Raw genomic sequence first — 21145 nt, 5'->3', positions numbered from 1 at the left:
CCACGAAGAACGACAGATTCAGGATATGGATCGACCAGCCAGATCTCGCCGATGACTGTTTTCTGCTGTCGCCGCCGTACACCGCTTGGCAATGCGGAGGAAGTATCTGTATTTGGTCACACTGCAGACGTCTGGAGACTCAGCCAATTCAAGGTCTCCGGCCCGTAATTTGTACACATTTTTCAGCCCATAACAAGAAAATTATTTGTCTTATTCCATTGTCATGTATTGGTGAAGTCACCGCCTTTCGCGACCCAGATTACGGTCAGCGTTATACCTACAAGTATTAGCTTATGGCAATCAAGAAATCCGAACTCTATTCTTCCCTCTGGGCCTCCTGCGACGAGCTGCGTGGTGGCATGGATGCCAGTCAGTACAAGGACTACGTTCTCGTCCTGCTGTTCGTCAAGTACGTTTCAGACAAATACGCCGGTGTCCCTTATGCGCCAATCACCATTCCAGAAGGTGCCAGCTTCAAGGACATGGTCGCCCTCAAGGGCAAGCCGGACATTGGCGACCAGATAAACAAGAAGATCATCGGGCCGCTGGCGAATGCCAACAAGCTGTCGGACATGCCAGATTTCAACGACCCGAGCAAACTCGGCAGCGGTCAGGAAATTGTCGATCGGCTTACCAACCTGATTTCCATCTTCGAGAACAAGGCGCTCGACTTCAGCAAAAACCGCGCAGACGGCGACGACATCCTCGGTGATGCCTACGAATACCTGATGCGACACTTCGCCGCCGAGAGCGGCAAGAGCAAAGGCCAGTTCTACACGCCATCCGAAGTCAGCCGCATCATGGCGCGAATCATCGGCATCCATGAGGCCGTCACCAACAACGACACTACCGTGTATGACCCGACCTGCGGTTCGGGTTCGCTGCTGTTGAAAGTGGGCGACGAAGCCCATGCCAAGGTGACACTCTACGGTCAGGAAAAGGATGCCGCGACTTCCGGATTGGCCCGGATGAACATGATCCTGCACAACAATCCGACGGCGGAAATCAAGCAAGGCAACACGCTGGCCAATCCACGCTTCACCAGCGATGACGGCCAACTCAAGACCTTTGACTTCGTGGTCGCCAATCCTCCCTTCAGCGACAAACGCTGGAGCACCGGCCTCGACCCACTCAATGACCCGCACGAGCGTTTCAAGCACTTCGGCACGCCACCGGCCAAGCAGGGCGATTTCGCCTACCTGCTGCACATCGTTCGCTCACTCCGGAGTAGCGGCAAGGGCGCCTGCATTCTGCCGCATGGCGTGCTGTTTCGCGGCAATGCCGAAGCCGACATCCGCCGCAACCTGATTCGCAAGGGCTACATCAAGGGCATCATCGGGCTACCGGCCAACCTGTTCTACGGCACCGGCATTCCTGCCTGCATCGTCGTCATCGACAAGGAAAACGCCCACACCCGCAAGAGCATCTTCATGATCGACGCCAGCGCCGGATTCATGAAGGACGGCCCGAAGAACCGCTTGCGCGACTGCGATATTCACAAGATCGTCGATACCTTCAATCGCCGCGATGACAGCGACCCCAAGTATTCGCGGATGGTCGGCATTGAGGAAATCGAGAAGAACGATTTCAACCTCAACATTCCGCGCTACATCGACAGCCAGCAGGCCGAGGACATTCAGGACATCGAAGGCCACCTGAAGGGCGGCATCCCCAGCACCGACGTGGATGCCTTGCAGCCGTACTGGAATGTCTGCCCGCAACTGCGGCAAACCTTGTTCAAGGCCAATCGTCCCGGATACCTCGATCTCGCCGTCAGTAAGCAGGCCATCAAGCCCAGCATCTATGAGCACCCGGAGTTCGTCAGCTTCATCACCAGCATGAGCGCCCTGTTTGCCGACTGGCAGCAGCACAGCAGCCAGACGCTCAAGGCTCTGCAAGTCAATTGTCACCCGAAGACGGTCATTCACGAACTGGCCGAAGACCTGCTCGCCCACTACACCGGCAAGCTGCTGATCGACAAGTACGCCGTCTATCAGCACCTGATGGACTACTGGGCCACCACCATGCAGGACGATTGCTACCTGATCGCCGCCGATGGCTGGAAGGCTGAAACCTACCGCCTTATTGAAACCAACAAGAAGGGCAAGGAAGTCGATAAAGGTTGGGCTTGTGATCTGATTCCCAAGCCGCTGATCGTCAATCGTTACTTCGCTACGCAACAGACCGCTATCCGTGAGCAAGAGGCGGTGCTGGAAAGCGTCGTCGCCCAAATGGCCGAAATGGAGGAAGAACACGGTGGGGAAGATGGCCCGTTCTCCGAACTCGACAAGGTGAACAAGGCCAACGTTAGTGCCCGGTTGAAGGAAATCAAACACGATCACGAAGCCAAGGAAGAGGCCGTCGCCCTCAATGCCTGGCTGAAACTGAACACGCAGGAAACTGACCTCAAAAAGAACCTCAAGGATGCCGAGGCCCAACTTGATGCGCTGGCTTACGCTCAATACCCGAAGCTAAGTGAGGCCGACATCAAGACGCTGGTCGTCGACGACAAATGGCTGGCCGCCATCGCCGCCGCCATCTACGGCGAAATGGACCGCATCAGCCAAATGCTTACCCAGCGCGTCAAGGAATTGGCCGAACGCTATGAAAGCCCTCTACCGACTCTGACCGATAAGGTCGCCGACCTAAGTGCGAAGGTTGCGGTCCACCTGAAAAAGATGGGCTTTTTGCAATGAGTGCTCAACTGCGACCGGGCTACAAGCAAACTGAGGCGGGGGTAATTCCAGCGGATTGGTCACCGCACACCATCGGTGATCTGGTTGACTTTGAGGGTGGCTCCCAACCGGATAAAAGCGTGTTCCGGCAATCGTGGAAGGCTGGTTATGTAAGGCTGATCCAAATTCGGGATTACAAAACTGACAAGTACGAGACGTACATCCCTTGGAGTCTTGCACGGCGATTTTGCAACGAATCGGACATTATGATTGGCCGTTATGGGCCACCAGTCTTTCAAATTCTCCGAGGAATTGATGGTGCTTATAACGTTGCGTTAATCAAGGCCAAGCCCTGCCCTGCAATCAACAACTCCTACGCATATTATTTTTTGAAACAGGAAAAGCTGTTCGCTTTCATTGAAAAATTATCCCGACGGTCATCAGGTCAGACTGGCGTCGATTTAAAGGAACTTAGGCAGTATCCGCTCCCACTACCATCGATCGAGGAACAAGAAACCATTGCCGAGGCGTTGAGTGATGCGGATGCCCTCATCGAATTGCTGGAGCAATTACTCGCCAAAAAGCGCCACCTCAAACAAGGCACCATGCAGGAATTGCTCACTGGCAAAAAGCGCCTGCCGGGGTTCAGCGGGGAGTGGGAACAGACTCGATTGGGAGACAGCATTGAAAAATTCATTGGGGGTGGCACTCCGAGCCGAGCAAATTCACAGTACTGGGGTGACGAGATTCCGTGGGTGACGGTAAAGGACTTCGCAACTTTTAATCCACGCTACTCTCAGGAGTCCATTACCAAGACAGGCTTACGTAACAGCGCATCGCACTTGATACCAAAAGGAACGCTGATTACCTCTACAAGGATGGCCCTTGGTAAAGCGGTAGTGTACGAGGTCGATGTTGCCATCAACCAGGACTTGAAGGCTCTTTTCCCAAGATCAGGGTTAGACACACAATATCTCTATTTCTGGTTTGAGTATTATGGAAAATTTATTGATGAACTCGGTAGCGGTAGCACCGTAAAGGGTATTTCCCTCCCTGAACTCAAGAAAATTCAGCTCAACCTTCCACCAATTAAAGAACAAGCTGCCATTGTTACTATCCTTGCCGACATGGATGCCGAACTCGCCGAACTTGAGGCAAAACTTGAGAAATCGCGCTCAATCAAGCAAGGCATGATGCAAAAGCTGCTCACCGGAGAAATTCGCCTGCTATGACTATCGGCCAGCCAGAACGTGTCACCCAGAATCGCGTCATCCGCTTGTTTCGTGACGAGCTGGGCTTCCGCACGCTCGGCGATTGGACCGACCGCCCGAACAACAGCAACATCGAAGACACGCTGCTTAGCGCCTACCTCACCAAGCGCGGATACAGCACTACACAGATCAGCCGCGCCCTCGACCGTTTGCGTACCGAGGCAGGCAACCCCAATCGCAGCCTCTACGACAACAACAAGGCCGTGTACAGTCTGTTGCGTTACGGCGTTCAGGTACAGGCAGCGGCGGGCGAGAACACTGAAACGGTCTGGTTGATCGACTGGAACGACCCGGCGCAAAACGATTTCGCCATTGCCGAGGAAGTGACCCTGCACGGCAATTTCGAGCGGCGACCTGATCTGGTGCTTTACCTCAACGGAATCGCCATCGGCGTCGTGGAACTGAAGAACATTCGCATATCCATCGGCAACGGCATCCGCCAGAACATTTCCAATCAGCAGCCTGAATTCAATGCCTGGTTCTTCAGCACAGTGCAGTTCGTCTTTGCTGGCAGTGATTCCGAAGGGCTGCAATACGGCACCATCGGCACCGGCGAAAAGTATTTCCTGACCTGGAAGGAAGACGAGGCCGACAACAGCCGCTTCAAACTCGACAAATACCTGCTGAAGATGTGCAACAAGGCGCGGCTGATCGAGTTGATGCACGATTTCGTGCTCTTCGATGGCGGTATCAAGAAGCTACCGCGTGTTCACCAGTATTTCGGCATCAAAGCGGCACAGGGGCATGTCCATCGCCGCGAAGGCGGCATCATCTGGCACACCCAGGGCAGTGGCAAGAGCATCGTCATGGTGCTGCTGGCCAAGTGGATTCTGGAGAACAAGCCGAATGCCCGTGTCGTGATCGTTACTGACCGCGACGAACTGGACAAGCAGATCGAAGGCGTTTTCATCGCTGCCGGTTATCCGATGACCCGCGCCAGCAGCGGTCGCGACTTGATGACGCATCTCGGCCAAGCGGCACCGCGACTGCTTTGCTCGCTGGTGCACAAGTTCGGCAAGAAGAATGTGGATGACTTCGAGCTGTTCATCAAGGAGCTGGAATCCCAGCCTTGCCCGACCGTTGGCGAGTTGTTCGTTTTCGTCGATGAATGCCACCGCACCCAAAGCGGCAAGCTGCATCGGACGATGAAGGCGCTGATGCCCAATGCGGTATTCGTCGGCTTCACCGGCACGCCACTGCTCAAGCAGGATAAGCAGACCAGCCTCGAAGTGTTTGGCGGCTACATCCATACCTACAAATTCAGCGAGGCGGTTGAGGATCAGGTGGTGCTCGACCTCGTCTATGAGGCGCGGGACATTGACCAAAAACTTGGCTCCAGCGACAAGATAGATGCTTGGTTCGAGGCCAAAACCAAGGGGCTGAACGACTGGCAGAAAGCGGCACTACGCGAGCAGTGGGGCACGATGCAGAACGTGCTCAGCTCGAAGTCGCGCATGGATCGGGTGGTGGCTGACATTGTTTTCGATTTTGGAACCAAGCCGCGCCTGTCCAATCAGCGTGGCAATGCCATCCTTGTTGCCTCCAGTATCTACGAGGCTTGCAAGTATTTTGAGTTGTTCCAGAAAACCGTCTTCAAGGGCAAGTGCGCTGTAGTCACCTCGTACAACCCGCAGGCGCAGGACATCACGCTGGAAGATACTGGCGCCAATACCGAGACTGACAAGCAGTTCATCTACAACACCTATACGAACCTGCTACAAAACGTCGAGGCGCTGCCCGGCAAGTCCAAGACTGAAACCTACGAGGACCAGGCCAAGAAGCTGTTCAAGGAGCAGCCAGCCAATATGAAGCTGCTGGTCGTGGTGGATAAACTGCTGACCGGTTTCGATGCGCCCGGTTGCACCTACCTCTACATCGACAAGAAGATGCAGGACCACGGCTTGTTTCAAGCCATTTGCCGCACCAACCGCCTCGATGGTGATGACAAGGACTTCGGCTATATCGTCGATTACAAGGACTTGTTCAAGAAGGTCGAGAACGCGATTGCCGTTTATACGTCCGAACTTGACAAGAGCGCCGGCGGCGTCGATCCCGATGTGATGTTGCAAGATCGCATGACCAAGGGCCGCGAGCGCTTGGACAATGCGCTGGAAGCAGTGGCCTTGCTCTGCGAACCTGTGGCGCCGCCCAAGGGCGAGCTTGAGCACATTCACTACTTCTGCGGCAATACTGAAATCCCGGAAGATCTGAAGGCGCACGAGACGCAACGCGCCGCCTTCTACAAGGCGATGGTGGCCTTGGTGCGGGCCTACGCCAATATCTCGGATGATCTGAGCCGAGCCGGCTACAGCGATGCCGACATCCTGAGCATCAAGCAGGCGATTGACCGCTATCTGAAGCTACGCGAGATCATTCGCAATGCCGCCGACGAAAAGCTGGACTTGAAGGCTTACGAGGCCGACATGCGCCACCTGATCGACACCTACATAGAGGCCAGCGAGCCAAGGACGATTTCACCCTTCGAAGACATGCCACTGCTGGAATTGATTGTAAAAACCGGCATTGCCAACGCAATAAACAGCCTGCCGAACGGACTCAAAGCAAACAAGGAAGCCGTCGCCGAGACCATCGAGAACAACGTCCGCAGCAAGATCATCAAGGAAAATCTGAACGATCCTGCCTACTACGCCAAGATGTCGGCGCTGCTTGACGAAATCATCGCGGCACGCAAGGCCAATGCTATCGAGTACGAAGAATACCTGAAGCAGGTCGCCGAACTGGCTAAGCGGGTCGAGGGTGGCTTCGACCCGGGTATCCCCAAACCCATTGATACACCGGGCAAGCGGGCACTGTTCAACAACCTCCAGCAAGACGAGGCGCTGGCACTCAAGATTGATGAAACCGTGAAGCACACCCGGCCCGATGGCTGGCGTGGCGTTCAGACCAAGGAAAACGTCATCAAGGCGGCGCTATACGGAATTTTGCAAAGCGTTGAAGAGGTCGAGCGCGTATTCCTCATCATCAGGCAGCAGACGGAGTACTGATGGTCACCCAGATTCATCTTGGAGACATCGCTGTCGACGTGGTGCTAAAGGACATCAAGAACATCCACCTGAGCGTTCATCCTCCCGCGGGCAAGGTGCGCATCGCCGCGCCGTTGCGCATGGACCTCGACACCATCCGCGTGTTTGCCATCACCAAGCTGGCATGGATCAAGAACCAGCAAAAGAAGCTCCGCGAGCAGGAACGTGAAACCCCACGTGAATATCTCGACCGGGAGAGTCACTACGTCTGGGGAAAACGCTACCTGCTCAAGCTGATCGAGATGGAAGCCACACCGAGCGTCGAACTCAAGCACAGCACGATGCTTCTCCAACTGCGCCCCGAGGCCAGCATTGAGAAAAAGCAGGAGGTTCTTGATGCGTGGTACCGCGAGCAGCTAAAGGCTGCCGTTCCGGCGCTGGTCGCCAAGTGGGAGAAAGCGCTCGGCGTAAAGGCCAACAAGATCTTCGTGCAGAAGATGAAAACCAAGTGGGGAAGTTGCAACCCCATCGCCGGAAATATCCGACTGAATACTGATCTCGCCAAAAAGCCGCCAGCTTGCGTCGAATACATTGTTGCCCACGAACTTGCGCACTTGCTGGAGCGACATCACAGCGAGCGATTCATTCGCTTGATGGATGCCCATATGCCGCAGTGGCGACACTTTCGGGATGTGCTGAACAGCCTGCCGCTGGCACATCAGGAGTGGGGATATTAACGAATAGGCCCGGGTGGATAATCTTTCAGTTGGCTGCGCATGAGTAGCAGCAATGGTTACCGGGATCGATTGTTTAGGTGCGACTAATCAGCTATCGATAAAGTTCGTTATGGCAAGCCGACTACCGGCCAGTCTGTGTCGCTCATCATCAAGCAGCGGGCAACAGATGCCGAGGAAGAGCCAGTCGAACCAGCGGCAGCACCTCGGCCTTTGCAGACGTTGATGCCAACGAGCTAAAATGGCCGCTTCCGACCATAAGCGGACGATTATCATAGCCACACAGCAGCCATTTTGAATGGCCGCTGTGTTTTGAAATCTGCCGGATGGCCAATACACACCGGAGCCGAGATCGAAGTCGAAGCGACCGAGCAATATACGTGCACAAATCTAGAGTGGGAGACAAAGTTGGTTGACTTCAAAAAGCGTCTGACAGGCAAGAAAACTGAACGCCCGACCGATCCGGTCAAGCTGTACGACACTCTGGACCGTGCGCACGACAAGGGACCCTTGCGTCCCGCGCAGGCCTCGGTGCTACAGGATTGGTTAGCATGCCATCGCGAGCAGCGAGACGTGATCGTCAAGTTGCACACGGGGCAGGGCAAGACGCTGATTGGACTACTGATGCTGCAATCCCAGCTCAACAGCGGAAAAGGCCCGGCCCTGTACCTGTGTCCGGACAATTTCCTGATCGAGCAAACGATCGAGCAGGCCAAGCAATTCGGCATTGGCACCTGCCAAGCCAACAACGAGCTGCCCGATGAGTTCTTGAACAGCGACAAGATTCTGGTCACGTCCGTCCAGAAGCTGTTCAACGGCCTCACCAAGTTTGGGTTGCATCACAAGTCCATTCGCGTGGGCACGATGCTCATGGACGACGCGCACGCCTGCGCCGACACGATTCGCGAGGCCTGCCGGATTCGCATACCGAAGGATGAACCCGCCTACGACGCCATCAAGGCGCTGTTCGCCAGTGACCTGGAACAACAAGGCATCGGCACCTATGCGGATGTCAGCAACGGCAAGCGCGACGCGCTTCTCCAGGTGCCCTACTGGGCCTGGATCGAGCGCGCGTCCGATGTTGCCAACATCCTCGCCGCGCACACAGAGCGTAAGTCGGTCAAATTCGCCTGGCCATTGCTCAAGGATATCTTGGAATTCTGCCAATGCGTCGTATCCGGCGTGGCCATCGAGATCGAGCCGCGAATTCCGCCCCTGATGGCCTTCGGCAGCTACTCTAATGCAGCGCATCGCATCTTCATGTCTGCCACGGTGACAGACGACGCCTTCCTCATCAAAGGACTGCAACTTAAACCGGAAACTATCCTTCACCCCCTGACGTACGCCAAGGAAAGCTGGTCGGGCGAGAAGATGGTCCTGCTCCCCTCGCTGATCCACGAAGAGTTGAACCGCGAGCGGATAGTGAAGGGATACGCTGCCCCTAAGCCCAAGCGCCAGTTTGGCGTGGTCGCGCTGGCGACGGCGTTCGCCAGAGTTAAAGACTGGCAATCATATGGTGCCACGGTCTCGGACAAGGACTCCGTGAGCGCGGTCATCGAGGGCCTACGCGATGGTGAATACGAAAAAACCGTCGTCCTCGTCAACCGCTACGACGGGATCGATTTGCCTGACGATACCTGCCGCATCCTGATCTTCGACGGCAAGCCGTATTCAGAAAGCTTGGTCGATCTCTACGAAGAGGCTTGCCGACCTGACAGTGTGGCCACGCTGATGCGTACGGTGCGCACGGTTGAACAGGGCATGGGCCGCAGCGTGCGTGGCGAGAAGGACTATTCGGTGGTCATCATCATCGGTGCCGACCTGACGCGACTCGTTCGCGATAAGGCGTCGCGAATTTTTCTTTCGTCGCAGATCTCGAGGCAGATCGAGATCGGCCTCGAGATCGCCGAAATGGCTAAGCAGGACATCGAAAGCGGCGACACGCCGTCCGTAGCCTTCCAAGCACTGGTTCGCCAGTGCCTCAGCCGCGATGAGGACTGGAAAGCCTTCTACGTCGAGCAAATGGATAAGGTCAGGCCGTCCGGCGCCAACGAGAAGGTGCTGCGCATGTACGCGGCGGAGCTGGCGGCGGAGCAGACCTATCTCGACGGCAACTACGCCGGTGCGGCCGAGATGCTGCAGAAGGCTCTAGACAACAAGCAGGTCGACAAGCAGGACCAGGGCTGGTATCTGCAAGAGATCGCCCGCTACCAGTACCGAGGCAACCGTACCGAATCCCGCCGCCTGCAGCTCGCCGCCCACAAGGCCAACCGTCTGCTGCTGAAGCCGCCAGAGGGCGTCACCGTCGCTAAGCTAACGGTCGTGAGCCAAGGTCGCATCGAACGCATCGCCGCCTGGGTCAGCAAGTTCGACAACTATGAGCAGTTGGACATTGCCGTCTCGGAAATCCTTGGCCGGCTGGCTTTCGGAGTCAAGGCGGACAAGTTCGAACAAGCCCTCGACGAGATCAGCCGGGGCATCGGCTTTGCGGGTGAGCGGCCTGACAAGGAATGGAAGGAGGGGCCGGACAACCTCTGGGCTCTGGATGACTCGCAATACATTCTCTGGGAGTGCAAGGACGAGGTCGAGATCACTCGCTCGGAGATCAACAAGCGTGAGGCGGAACAGATGAACCGGTCCAGCGCTTGGTTCTCCAAGCACTACTCAGGCATGCAGGTGAAGCGCATCCTCATCCACCCAACCCACACGGTCGCGAGCGCAGCATCGTTCACCCACGATGTCGAGGCGATGCGTGAACAGGAACTGAGGCAGTTCGTCAAGCGTGTGCGCGACTTTTTCAAGAGCTTCGAGTCTCTGAATTTTCGCGACCTCTCAATTCCCCATCTCCAGATGCTCGTCAACCAGCACGGCCTTGATGTGCAGACACTGCTGACCCAGACGACAAAGAAGCTGAGGAATCTCAAGTAGGCCGATTCTTTGCTGGACTGAATGCCACACGAAGGGAGTGTATTTTCCGAACGGCTGGTGTGTGACCCATCCAGTATTTGCGTTGCTGGAGGAATCGGTACATTTCGCTGCTTAGCAGTCACTCCAGGGATGCAGACGAGCCGTCAGTTTAGGATAAAGGCTTCCAGTGACCAGTTGCCCGGAGTGACCGCTCTCAGTTTCCAGCCACTGACAGCAGAACGGACGAACGTCGGGATTGGGTAAGTACCCGGCTGTAGCCTGAGGCTGAGAACGGTCATTGAAGGTCATCGGCGGCTGAATGGCCGGTGACCGACAGATTGCGGCCTATTCCCGCTCATCAGCCGACCGGCTGCAATGGCCGAGCAACGGCCCGTCGCCTAGGACAGTTGTTCGGCCGTGGACTAAACCGCTCTCGCGGTAGCCCTCCGATTCCGCGCGGTGGTCACTGACAGAAGCGCGCGGTTTCCTACCTTGAGAACTGAGGCACTCCGCCTCGTTCTCAAGGAGTTGCAGCCATGACCGCCTCCACACACACCATCAGCCCATTGCGCCAGCGCATGATCGAGGACATGCGGATGCGTAAGCTGGGCGACAGAACCCAAGACGGGTACGTGCGCGCTGTGCGCTACTTCGCGAAGTATCTTGGGCACACCCCCGATACCGCAACCGTCGAGGATCTGCGGAACTACCAGCTGCACCTCGTTGATCATGGGGCGTCCCCCACGTCGCTCAACGCAGCAATTTGCGGCTTGAAGTTCTTCTTCTCCGTCACACTCGACCGTCCCGAACTGATGGCCAAGATGCAGCCGGTGCATCTGCCGCGCAAGTTACCCGTGATCCTGAGCCCGGACGAGGTGAAGCGCCTGATCGCAGCGGCCGGCAACCTGAAGCACCAAACTGCCCTGGCACTGGCTTATGCGACGGGCCTGCGGATCAGCGAAGTCGTGTCACTGAAGGTCACCGACATCGACAGCCAGCGCATGACGCTGCGGGTTGAACAAGGCAAGGGCCAGAAGGATCGTTATGCGATGCTCTCGCCGTTGCTGCTGGAACGGCTGCGCGTCTGGTGGCGGGTGGCCCGCGCGCAAGGCAGGATGCTCGATGGCGGCTGGCTGTTCCCTGGCCAGGATCCGGTCCGGCACCTCAGCGCCCGGCAACTCGACCGCGCCATCCACGCAGCCGCCGACGAAGCCGGTATCGGGAAGCGGGTATCGATGCACTCGCTGCGCCATGCCTTTGCCACCCACCTGCTGGAGCAGAAGGTCGACATCCGCCTGATCCAGGTCCTGCTCGGGCACAAGAAGCTGGAAACCACCGCCCTGTATGCCCAGGTCGCCACCGACATCCTGCGCGAGGTCGTCAGTCCGTTGGAGAGGCTGAACTCCCCGTAGCGCCGCCATGGAGCGGCCTGCCCTGGAGGTCGCCGACATCTTCCGCACCCATGGCCCCGCGTGGCGAGCAAAGCAGTCAGGCCACCTGAGCCTCGGTCAGCTCAAGGTCATGTCGGCCATCGAACAGTGCCGTACCGCGGCGCTGGGCGGACACGCATTGCGTTGCAATGCCTGCGGGCATGAGGAGATCAGCTACAACTCCTGCCGCAATCGACATTGCCCGAAGTGCCAGGCGCGTGCCGCCCAGCGCTGGCTCGAGGCCCGACAAGCGGATCTGCTGCCCGTCGAGTACTACCACGTCGTCTTCACGCTGCCCGAACCCATCAGCGCCATCGCCTACACCAACAAGGCCGTGATCTACCGGCTGTTGTTCGACCTCGCAGCGGAAACACTGACGACCATCGCCGCCGATCCGAAACATCTCGGCGCCCAGATCGGCGCCACCTTGGTACTGCACACTTGGGGTTCGGCATTGACGCATCATCCCCACGTGCATGGCATCGTCCCCGGCGGTGGTGTTTCTCCAGATGGGCAACGCTGGGTCGCTTGCCGGCGCGGGTTCTTCCTGCCGGTGCGCGTGCTGTCGCGCTTGTTCCGTCGGCGCTTCATCGAGGAACTCGAGAAGCTCTATCGCGCCGGCCGGCTGCAATTCTTCGGCGAGTACGCGCCCCTGGCCGATGCCGGCGCGTTCGGCAGGTGGTTGGTGCCGCTGCGTGGGTGCGAGTGGGTGGTGTATGCCAAGCGTCCGTTCGCCGGTCCCGAGGCCGTATTGGCCTACCTCTCCCGCTACACCCACCGGGTGGCCATCTCAAACCGGCGATTGGTGGCGATGGATGAGAATGGCGTGTCCTTCCGCTGGAAGGACTACCGGGCCAAGGGACCTACCCGCCACAAGACGATGACGCTCGCCGCCGACGAGTTCATGCGGCGCTTCCTGCTGCATGTGTTGCCAACGGGTTTCCACCGCATCCGTCACTACGGCCTGCTGGCCAATGCCGGGCGACAGCAGAATTTGACCACGGCGCGTGCCTTGCTCGATGTGCCTCGACCCGAACCGGCCGACAACGCAAGCGCCGTCACGCCATCGTCGACCTTCGTTTGTCGTTGCTGCGGTGGCGCCATGCTGATCGTCGAGATCGTGATGCGTCGACAGCCGATTCGCGCTCCGCCATGATGCTCCGCCTGCAGTTCTCTCGTCACACGACAACATCGGCACTCGCGTTCCCGGCGCCGAGAGCGGCCGGCTGTTGCTCGATGCCGTATCGCCAGAATTCCCCGCCTCTGGCACGTGTGACCGTGGCGCCAATAACCGGCGTCAGTGTCGATCTGTACGTTGCCGATGGTTCGATGCGTCCATCATCGGTCACTTCGGGAACAGCGGCTGAGGTCAAATCGCCATAGGCCTAATCCCGCCCAAACCGCGCCGCGGCATTCCGCGGTTTCGTCCCTGGAGGTTTATTCAACGTCTGCCCTCAGGCGCTCTCGCGTCATCCAGCCTTGTCACGTGGAGGGCAGACGTCAAACAAACCTAAACCATTGCTGACGCTCATGGTCAGCAGAAGGAGTGGCTGCTATGAGGCGGTCAGCTGTCTCCCACGCTCGTTCAAGGCTGAACGTCAGCATTCCCGGCTGCCCGATGACAGGATCCGACCCAATGCCGTCATTGAGCTTTGCGGAAAGCTGTCGTTCAACGTAGAGCTAACCGACGCTGCGCGGCTTTATCGCGCAGCGTCCAGCGACCGAAGGGAGCGAGGTTGAGCGATAGACGAACAGGTCAGACCGACCAGCAGAGAGCCTGGCTAACCTGATGGCGGATCAAAGAGGGAAACGGCTGATCCCTGTTTCCCTGATCCCGCCGACGAGCGATTGAGGCCTGCTGGTGGGTTAGTCGCATGGCCCCGGGCGAGACCCGATCAAGGCCGATTAGAGAGAGGCAGTCTGTCTGTCCGATCCGTCGCGTGTGTGCAGATGTCAGGAAGGGAACGCAGGGAAGGAAAACCGGCCTGTCGGCCGGTCATTGGGAAACGGTACTTGACGGGGAAGTCCTTAGAGATGGGTTAGGCCGCTGCGCCAACGCATCGCCGCGGCATCAGCGCGAACACACCCCAGCCCAGGTATTCACGCGTGTAAGCGGCGTAGCGCTCGGGTTCCGATGTCAGTTTGGCTCGAACATCTGTCGCGAACTCGTCGTCTGGATTGGCTTCAAGCCATCGGCGCATGGTGAGCCATTTGGCCGCCTCGTATCTGTCCCAGCCGTCTTGGTCGGACAGAACCATTTCAACAACGTCGTAGCCAAGGTGGCCGAAAGACGAAATAAATTCTGGAAGCACGAGGAAGTCAGAGATTGAGTTAGCAAGACATCCCTTGGCAATATCTTCTGTTGGCGGCAATTGACGCCAGTAGGGCTCGCCGATGAGGATGATCCCTCCGGTGCGTAGGCTTCGCACCAGAAGCTCGATAGTGCCGGCGACTCCCCCTGCGATCCAGGTGGCACCAACGCAGGCGGCCACGTCGACCTTCTCATCAGAGACGTAACCCGCCGCATCACCGTGAATGAACTTGACTTGACGGACAACACCGAGTTCTTCAGCACGAAGTTTCGCTTGCTCAGTGAACAACTGGCTCATGTCGATGCCAGTACCGACGACGCCGTGATCGCGTGCCCAGGTGCATAGCATCTCCCCTGAACCGCTGCCGAGGTCGAGCACTCGCGCCCCCGATTCCAGACGCAACGCCGCGCCGAGAGTGGCGAACTTATCGGGTGTGAACGGGTTATGGATGCGGTGAGCACTTTCAGTAATGTTATATATTCGTGGAATGTCCATTGTGAAAAATTTCTTTGCGTGTGTGAATAGATTCGGTAACGGCCTAACGTGGAAGTGAGCGGACTGCGCAGCTTTTCGCGCAGGTCCGCTCGACTGTAGGGTTGGATATTTACGGTCTACCTTGCATGTGAAGTTACTGGTCTTTGGTTGAGTGTGAGCGTTGGCGCAGCCGCGTGAGAAACAACGGCCAGCCAGGGACCAACTGAAAAACTATAACTCCTACAAAGCTGATGCCGCCTAGCCAGCGGAACCACAAGTTTGACATGCGGAGAATCATGACCAGTGCAAAAAGTGCGAAGAGCAGAATTTGCCATTTACCGAACTTTGCGAAGCAGGCACTTCGGCGCAAGTGTGCTTTGTCTAGGACGGGTTCACCTGCCTCGGTAACGAGCTCAAGGCGTTGGCTTGAAAGCGCTTGCTCAAAGTGCTGAGAAATATATGGGCCAACCTCGCCAATCGACCAAAGTTTGATTGGTTCATTTGCCACCCCATCGATATATAGCAGGTAAAACTTCGGCGCTGAGTTCATGAATGTCTAACTTTGTTTTATGGCGACAGTTCTGCTGCATAACATCGGAACGCCGGATAACATGTTTTGCAAGTTACTGTTTAAAAATTCAGACTGCGCGCAATGCAAAATAAGGCGGCAGGAAAAGTAGCAGCCGACTGCACTGGGGGCTATCTGCTCCATGTCGCGCGTAGGCGGAGAGCATACCGCTTCGCCTGAATGGCCGCTATCCGGATCGGGTGACGACGGACGGCTTCTGGCCGACTACTGTCTATCGGACTGACAAGTTCCGACCCGAAACTGCCCGTGACAGCTATGAAAAGCTGACGCTCAACATAGAGCTAACCGGCGCTGCGCGACTCTTTCGCGCAGCAGCGACCGAAGGGAGCTAGGTTGAGCGACTACAAAAGGACTTCCCCCACCCACCCGGTGGGCTTGCCACCTGGCATCCAAGTGCCAAGATTGAATTTCTGAAGCTCAATCTGAAACGGCGAGGAGGGAAGTCAAAATGGATACTACGACGGTTGGTGTGGATCTGGCAAAGAACGTCTTCGTGGCCTGCGTGGCGGATTGCACCGGGCGGATCGTGGCGCGGCGGGAGTTCAACCGGGCGGGTTTTCTGAGCTGGCTTGGCACGTTGCCGACCGCCACAGTGATCGGCATGGAAGCCTGTGGCAGCGCCCACCACTGGGGCCGCACCGCGCAGCGTCTGGGCCTGGCGCCGCGCCTGATGGCTGCCGAGTTCGTCCGACCCTATCGCAAGCGCCAGTCGGTCAAGAATGACCGCGCTGACGCCGAGGCAATCCTTGTCGCCTTGCTTTCGCCCGGCATGCGCTTCATCCCGGTCAAGACCGAAGCCCAGCAGCAGCGCTTGGCCTGGCACAGCCTGCGGGTCGGGTGGGTGGAAGAACGCACCGCGCTCCTTAACCGTGTCCGCGGGCTGCTCGCCGAATTCGGGGTGATTGTCGATCCCGGTCCAAAGCATTTGCGTGCGCTGCTGGCCGAGCGGGAATTCGACACCGCCTTGTCGCCAGCCCTGCGTGGATTGATCCAGAGCGTACGCGACCAACTCGATGCGCTGGACGCCCGGATCGGCGAGTGCGACCGGCAGATCACCGCCCAGCAGGCGAACGATCCGCTGGCGAAACGGGCGCGGGATTTGCCCGGCGTCGGGCTCATCACCGCTGATGCGGTGACCGCCAGCGTGGGTGACGCATCGATGTTCCGCAATGGCCGCCAGTTCGCCGCGTGGCTCGGCCTCACGCCCAGCCAGTCGGGTAGCGGCGGCAAGACGAAGCTTGGACGCATCACCCGACGGGGTGACGACTACTTGCGCACCTTGCTCGTGCAAGGCGCGCGCAGCGTACTGGCTGCGACGCTCCGAAAACAGCGGCGTGAATCCCCTGAAAAGCTGACTCGTCTGCAGCAGTGGATCGTCGTGCTCAACGGACGGATCGGCTATCACAAGACCTTGGTCGCCATCGCCAACAAGCACGCAAGGCAACTGTGGGCGGTGCTGGCGAAGGGCGAGGCTTACAACCCGCAGGCCTGGCAACGGGCCTGAGCGCCATCGAGCAATGGCAACTGCACATCAGCGATAGACGAACAGGTCAGACCGACCAGCAGAGAGCCTGGCTAACCTGATGGCGGATCAAAGCGGGAAACGGCTGATCCCTGTTTCCCTGATTCCGCCGACGAACGATTGAGGCCTGCTGGTGCGGTTAGTCGCATGGCCCCGGGCGAGACCCGATCAAGGCCGATTAGAGAGAGGCAGTCTGTCTGTCCGATCGGTCGCGTGTGTGCAGATGTCAGGAAGGGAACGCAGGTAGGCAGGAAAGAAAAACCGGCCTGCCGGCCGGTCATTGGAAAACGGTACTTGACGGGGAAGTCCTTAGAGCCATGTTAGATGCACCTTGCGCGGTCTACGGATTCGACTGAATGAAGTTGCGCATTGCCTCGATTGATTGCCGCAATTCTTGATCGGTGAATCTACGGTTGGTTTCATTCTCAGGATGATGAATTTGATGCCTCACGTACTCGGTCAAGACAATCTGCTGCTGCACTGTTGAACCGTCTCGATTGAGTTTGCTATATGGCAGCATTGCCTGTCCCCTTTTGAACGTCGCGAGCTTTCCCTCGGCTTCTATGAAGCCGTACAGCTCATTGTGGTACTCAAAAGACGCTTCAGCGAAGGCGGAAAAATTGACCTCATTCAAGCTCGGATATGGGAGCTCACTTGCTTGAACATTGCGGATATCGTCCGGCTGTTGGCCTGCAATCAAGAGGAGGTTCTCAAATTCCAGCTTTTTCACTATCTCAGGGCTGTGGGTCGTGAGCAGAATTTGTGTTCGCGCTGCTTTTGACAGTGCAACCAATGCTGATGTAAGCGCGCGCTGATGTTCAGGGTGCTGGGACGTTTCGGGTTCTTCAATTGCGTAGACGACGCTTGGAAGGCCAGCTTCGCGCTGCCGCCTCTCAGCCTCCGCACGGAAAAAGCTGATCAGTATGAGGCGCTTCACACCGCTACCGCGCTTATTGATCGGAATATCCGCATCCCCTGCAATAGATACATTCTTGAATACATCGATCCACTTCAAAGAGGAAGATTCAGGAATCTGCGGGTTCAACGACGATGCGATTTGGGGATTCAGTTCGTTCAGTTTGGCTAGGGTCTGAGCCGCAACCTCATCTAGACGTGTTTTGACACTTTCGGCAACTTTAGCTAGTTCTGCTTGGATAGTGGGATCACCAAGTATTTCCCTGACCGCCAACCGCATCGGATCTTGTACTTCGCTATCTTCATCGCTATTCTTCCGATCAGCCTGAAACAGCGTATACAGGGGCATGTAGGACTTGAACTGCTCCCAGATATTCTTTGTGTCAATCTTCGCAACTTCGATCTCGATTGTTTGAAGGCCCAAGTTGCCTTTACCGTTCCAGATTGCCTTCCGCAATTCTGCGTTTCTAGTCTTATCTAGGCACTCAAGACCATGATCCTCAAGAATTTTTTTCAGATCAGAATTCTTCTTTAGAAGAAGTTCGCTGCATCCAGGTGCAGTTGGATGGTGGGCGAAAATGAAAACTTTCTCTTTTCCGGCATTCGGATAGCGCTTTATGATCCTAAGCGTGCCAGCCTCAGTGAGGAGATGCTCATCTGCAAGTGTGGTTTCATTTGTGGAGTCGATGACTATCGCAGCCGGCAAGTCTTCAAACTCAACAGAAATTTCAATGCAGTCGTCACCCGCCGCGAGATTCGCCTTGTTTATGTCTTCCTTGTCGAGTTTTACGGTGCCCTTGCCATCATTGAAGAAGATATCCAATGCTTCGAGCACTGTAGACTTCCCGATATCATTCTTTCCGACGAGCACAAGCAGATCGCTGACTTGTATCTGAATCGGGTTCGAGTACCCGCGAAATCCTTTGATTCCAATCGTTCGAATTTTCATCGATCCTCCCTATATGAAGAAGCCAAAAGGCTTAAGTGCATCTAATGTCTGAATTTACCGGCCTGCGCGGTTTTTTGCGCAGGTCCGGTGCAATGATGGGTTATGCAAGTAAAGCAAGCAGTCGCTGGTATTCCTCGGCGCTAAGCTTGCTCTCCAACACTCGAATCGGTGACTCTTCTTTCATTCGCTTCAGACTGCGAGAGAACCACTCATCCTGCTCTTGATCTGGAAGCGATTCAAAGTGCTCATCAGCTCTAGCCGCAAGCTCCTCGAATTCATTGATGCATCTTCGTGCGGCAGCAAATACGGTAGAAAAGTAGTCCCGAACCGTGGCAATCTCAAACCAATCGTCCGATCTCCACGATGGATCGGAAGGGTTTCTTGCGAGTTGCACCGGCTCTGGGCCTAGATAACTTTCGGGAAATCTGCCTGAAATCGCAAGCATTAGGTCGCCAACCCAGCGATGAAAATAGCAAAGCTTCGAATAAAGATCCTGAGTATTGAATCGCATGTTGTTATGTATTGTGGCAGGATTAAATTGTTCGAAATGGAGTCCATGTATTGACCGGAGCTTGTCGAGAAGGGGGGCTAGCTTGGCACGCTGCTTTCGGAACCACTCACATCCGTATAGGTGTTGAAGCTCCTCGAATGTGACCAGTTGAATATTGGTGAATCTGGACGCTTCTCTCGCCCCTGATTGAAAACCGTTTTTGCTAACGATAAATCCAGTATTGGCTCCAGCTGACTCCATAACGAACTTAAACCCGTGCACGACTTCCTGGGGTACGTTGCTCTCCCAGTGCTTGCATTCAATGAGATATATCTGGTTGTGACTGGCTAGAAGGTCTTTTACGTAGACATCTATTTCCTTAGTTCCGCGACCAGCCAATTCAACTCTCTTGGTTGTTTCAGCTTCATATTCCATCTCATTGAATAACTGGCATACCTTGTTTTGTAGATCACGCCAGTCGGCTACTTGGCTTACAGGGATGAACATAGCGAACGAGCAGTTGCCTAACAGTTATTAAATGGACCCTCTGGGTCAGTATATGAATTGATATACATGCAGTAATTGTGCCTTCGGAATTTCCGGTGCGGCAAGGAAGTGGCCAAAAAACGTCAGCATAACAACCCCAATAATACTGACGCCGGAATGTCTGCTATCTGGAGAATTCCTCAATGGCCGGTTGTGGCCGGCAGTACGCATTCGACATGATGCCAGAAAGCGGCCACACGGGAGTCGCCGATGTGGCCGCAGAGACGATCTAGATCTCCGTCTGCTCCGAGATCTCCAGCGCGTCATCCACCTCAATGCCGAGGTATCGCACAGTGCTTTCAAGCTTCGAGTGTCCCAGCAGGAGCTGAACGGCCCGCAGGTTCTTTGTGCGCTTGTAGATCAAGGTCGCTTTCGTACGCCGCATCGAGTGCGTACCGTAGGCGGTTGGATCAAGACCGGCCGACGCTACCCAATGCTCGACGATCCTCGCGTACTGCCTCGTGGAGACGTGCGGGGAGTTGCGCAGCCGGCTCGGAAAGAGGAAGTCTTCCGACTTCAATCCCTCTTTCGCAATCCAGGCCGCAACAGCCGTGCGTGTAGGCTCGGTCAGTTCGAACTGCACTGGCCTCTGCGTTTTCCGCTGTACGACCATTGCGCGTGAGAGCAACTGGCCTCCGTGTGTCACGTCACGCACCCGCAGTCCGACGAGGTCGCAGCCCCGAAGCTTGCTGTCGATCGCCAGGTTGAACATGGCGAGGTCGCGCACCGCGTGCGCATTTTGTAGATGAATGCGGATTGCCCAGATGTCTTTGGGTTTGAGCGGTGCCTTCTGCCCAACCAACTTCCCCTTGTTCCAGGCTTCCCGATGCGGATGCTCTCGCGTTTCCATGATTGGCTCCTTGCTGTTGATCGGAGTCAGATTCTTGAACTCATAGCGACGGGCCGCTACCGGCAATGATGCTGAGAGGGTACTATCGGCCATGACCTGCCGGTGGCGATCTTATCTCGAAAGCCGACGTTGAGCGGAAACAGGCGTCCGGTAAGCGCCATTCCCCTTTCGATATCAATTTTTTTGCGCGACGGACATCCCTGTCGGAGCACCGGCCCCTGGAGAGGCGTTTGGAGCGGTCGGTCGTCGGCCAAGAGCCGCCGATGACCGTCACATTTTCACTTGCGGATCGATGGCGCCCGTCTATGCTGAAATGGTGGCATGACAGGAGGCTTTTATCGGCCACAAGCGTTCGATCCGGACCGGCACAGTGGGTATAGAGCACCGAAATGCACGTAATCGGATCGCAGGCTTTGCTGCTCTGTTATTGCGCGTCGAAAATGCCCGTTGCGAGCCGGACGCCACGTCAGACCTGTTTTTCAGCGAACACTTGGTGT

13 protein-coding genes are annotated in these 21145 nt (G+C 56.5%); 8 read left to right on the top strand and 5 right to left on the bottom strand.

Features of this window, described 5'->3' with window-relative positions; genetic code table 11:
* Positions 1-293 precede the first annotated feature (293 nt).
* The 7 genes from ETQ85_RS06010 (at position 294) to ETQ85_RS05980 (ending at position 13157) form a co-directional block, all read left to right on the top strand.
* Positions 294-2696, top strand: coding sequence for a type I restriction-modification system subunit M (locus ETQ85_RS06010; protein ID WP_148578141.1), 2403 nt, complete (start codon positions 294-296; stop codon positions 2694-2696).
* Entirely contained in the window at positions 2693-3907 is a 1215-nt protein-coding gene (locus ETQ85_RS06005; RefSeq protein ID WP_148578140.1) for a restriction endonuclease subunit S, read from the top strand. Before ETQ85_RS06010 ends, ETQ85_RS06005 begins: the two co-directional genes overlap by 4 nt.
* On the top strand, positions 3904-6951 hold the full coding sequence (locus ETQ85_RS06000) for a type I restriction endonuclease subunit R (protein ID WP_148578139.1): 3048 nt from the start codon (positions 3904-3906) through the stop codon (positions 6949-6951). Before ETQ85_RS06005 ends, ETQ85_RS06000 begins: the two co-directional genes overlap by 4 nt.
* On the top strand, positions 6951-7667 hold the full coding sequence (locus ETQ85_RS05995) for a M48 family metallopeptidase (RefSeq protein ID WP_148578138.1): 717 nt from the start codon (positions 6951-6953) through the stop codon (positions 7665-7667). Before ETQ85_RS06000 ends, ETQ85_RS05995 begins: the two co-directional genes overlap by 1 nt.
* Before the next feature lie 405 nt (positions 7668-8072).
* Positions 8073-10592 (top strand): DEAD/DEAH box helicase family protein, encoded by a 2520-nt coding sequence (locus ETQ85_RS05990; RefSeq protein ID WP_148578137.1) that lies wholly within the window; start codon positions 8073-8075, stop codon positions 10590-10592.
* Between the two features lie 515 nt (positions 10593-11107).
* Positions 11108-11983: a tyrosine-type recombinase/integrase gene (locus ETQ85_RS05985; protein ID WP_148578136.1), complete on the top strand. Its 876-nt coding sequence runs from the start codon at positions 11108-11110 to the stop codon at positions 11981-11983.
* Between the two features lie 7 nt (positions 11984-11990).
* Positions 11991-13157: an IS91 family transposase gene (locus ETQ85_RS05980; protein WP_148578135.1), complete on the top strand. Its 1167-nt coding sequence runs from the start codon at positions 11991-11993 to the stop codon at positions 13155-13157.
* 883 nt (positions 13158-14040) lie between these two features.
* Here ETQ85_RS05980 and ETQ85_RS05975 read toward each other — a convergent pair.
* Positions 14041-14808, bottom strand: a complete 768-nt coding sequence (locus ETQ85_RS05975; protein ID WP_148578134.1) for an SAM-dependent methyltransferase — start codon at positions 14806-14808, stop codon at positions 14041-14043.
* Between the two features lie 133 nt (positions 14809-14941).
* Entirely contained in the window at positions 14942-15337 is a 396-nt protein-coding gene (locus ETQ85_RS05970; protein WP_148578133.1) for a hypothetical protein, read from the bottom strand.
* A 487-nt stretch (positions 15338-15824) separates the two neighbouring features.
* On the opposite strand from ETQ85_RS05970, the gene ETQ85_RS05965 reads away from it, so the two are divergent.
* A complete protein-coding gene (locus tag ETQ85_RS05965; protein WP_148578132.1) occupies positions 15825-16880 on the top strand; it encodes an IS110 family RNA-guided transposase in 1056 nt (351 codons plus the stop codon).
* A 358-nt stretch (positions 16881-17238) separates the two neighbouring features.
* On the opposite strand, the gene ETQ85_RS05960 is transcribed toward ETQ85_RS05965, so the two are convergent.
* The 3 genes from ETQ85_RS05960 to ETQ85_RS05950 all read right to left on the bottom strand — a co-directional run bounded on the left by ETQ85_RS05960 (position 17239) and on the right by ETQ85_RS05950 (position 20741).
* Positions 17239-18762: an ATP-binding protein gene (locus ETQ85_RS05960; RefSeq protein WP_148578131.1), complete on the bottom strand. Its 1524-nt coding sequence runs from the start codon at positions 18760-18762 to the stop codon at positions 17239-17241.
* 100 nt (positions 18763-18862) lie between these two features.
* On the bottom strand, positions 18863-19759 hold the full coding sequence (locus tag ETQ85_RS05955) for a restriction endonuclease (RefSeq protein WP_148578130.1): 897 nt from the start codon (positions 19757-19759) through the stop codon (positions 18863-18865).
* Positions 19760-20027: 268 nt separating this feature from the next.
* On the bottom strand, positions 20028-20741 hold the full coding sequence (locus tag ETQ85_RS05950) for a tyrosine-type recombinase/integrase (RefSeq protein WP_246128629.1): 714 nt from the start codon (positions 20739-20741) through the stop codon (positions 20028-20030).
* Between the last annotated feature and the right edge of the window lie 404 nt (positions 20742-21145).

The sequence above is a fragment of the Zoogloea oleivorans genome (assembly GCF_008107625.1).
Classification (GTDB): Bacteria; Pseudomonadota; Gammaproteobacteria; order Burkholderiales; family Rhodocyclaceae; genus Zoogloea; species Zoogloea oleivorans.
This window is presented reverse-complemented; position numbering and strand designations above follow the sequence as displayed.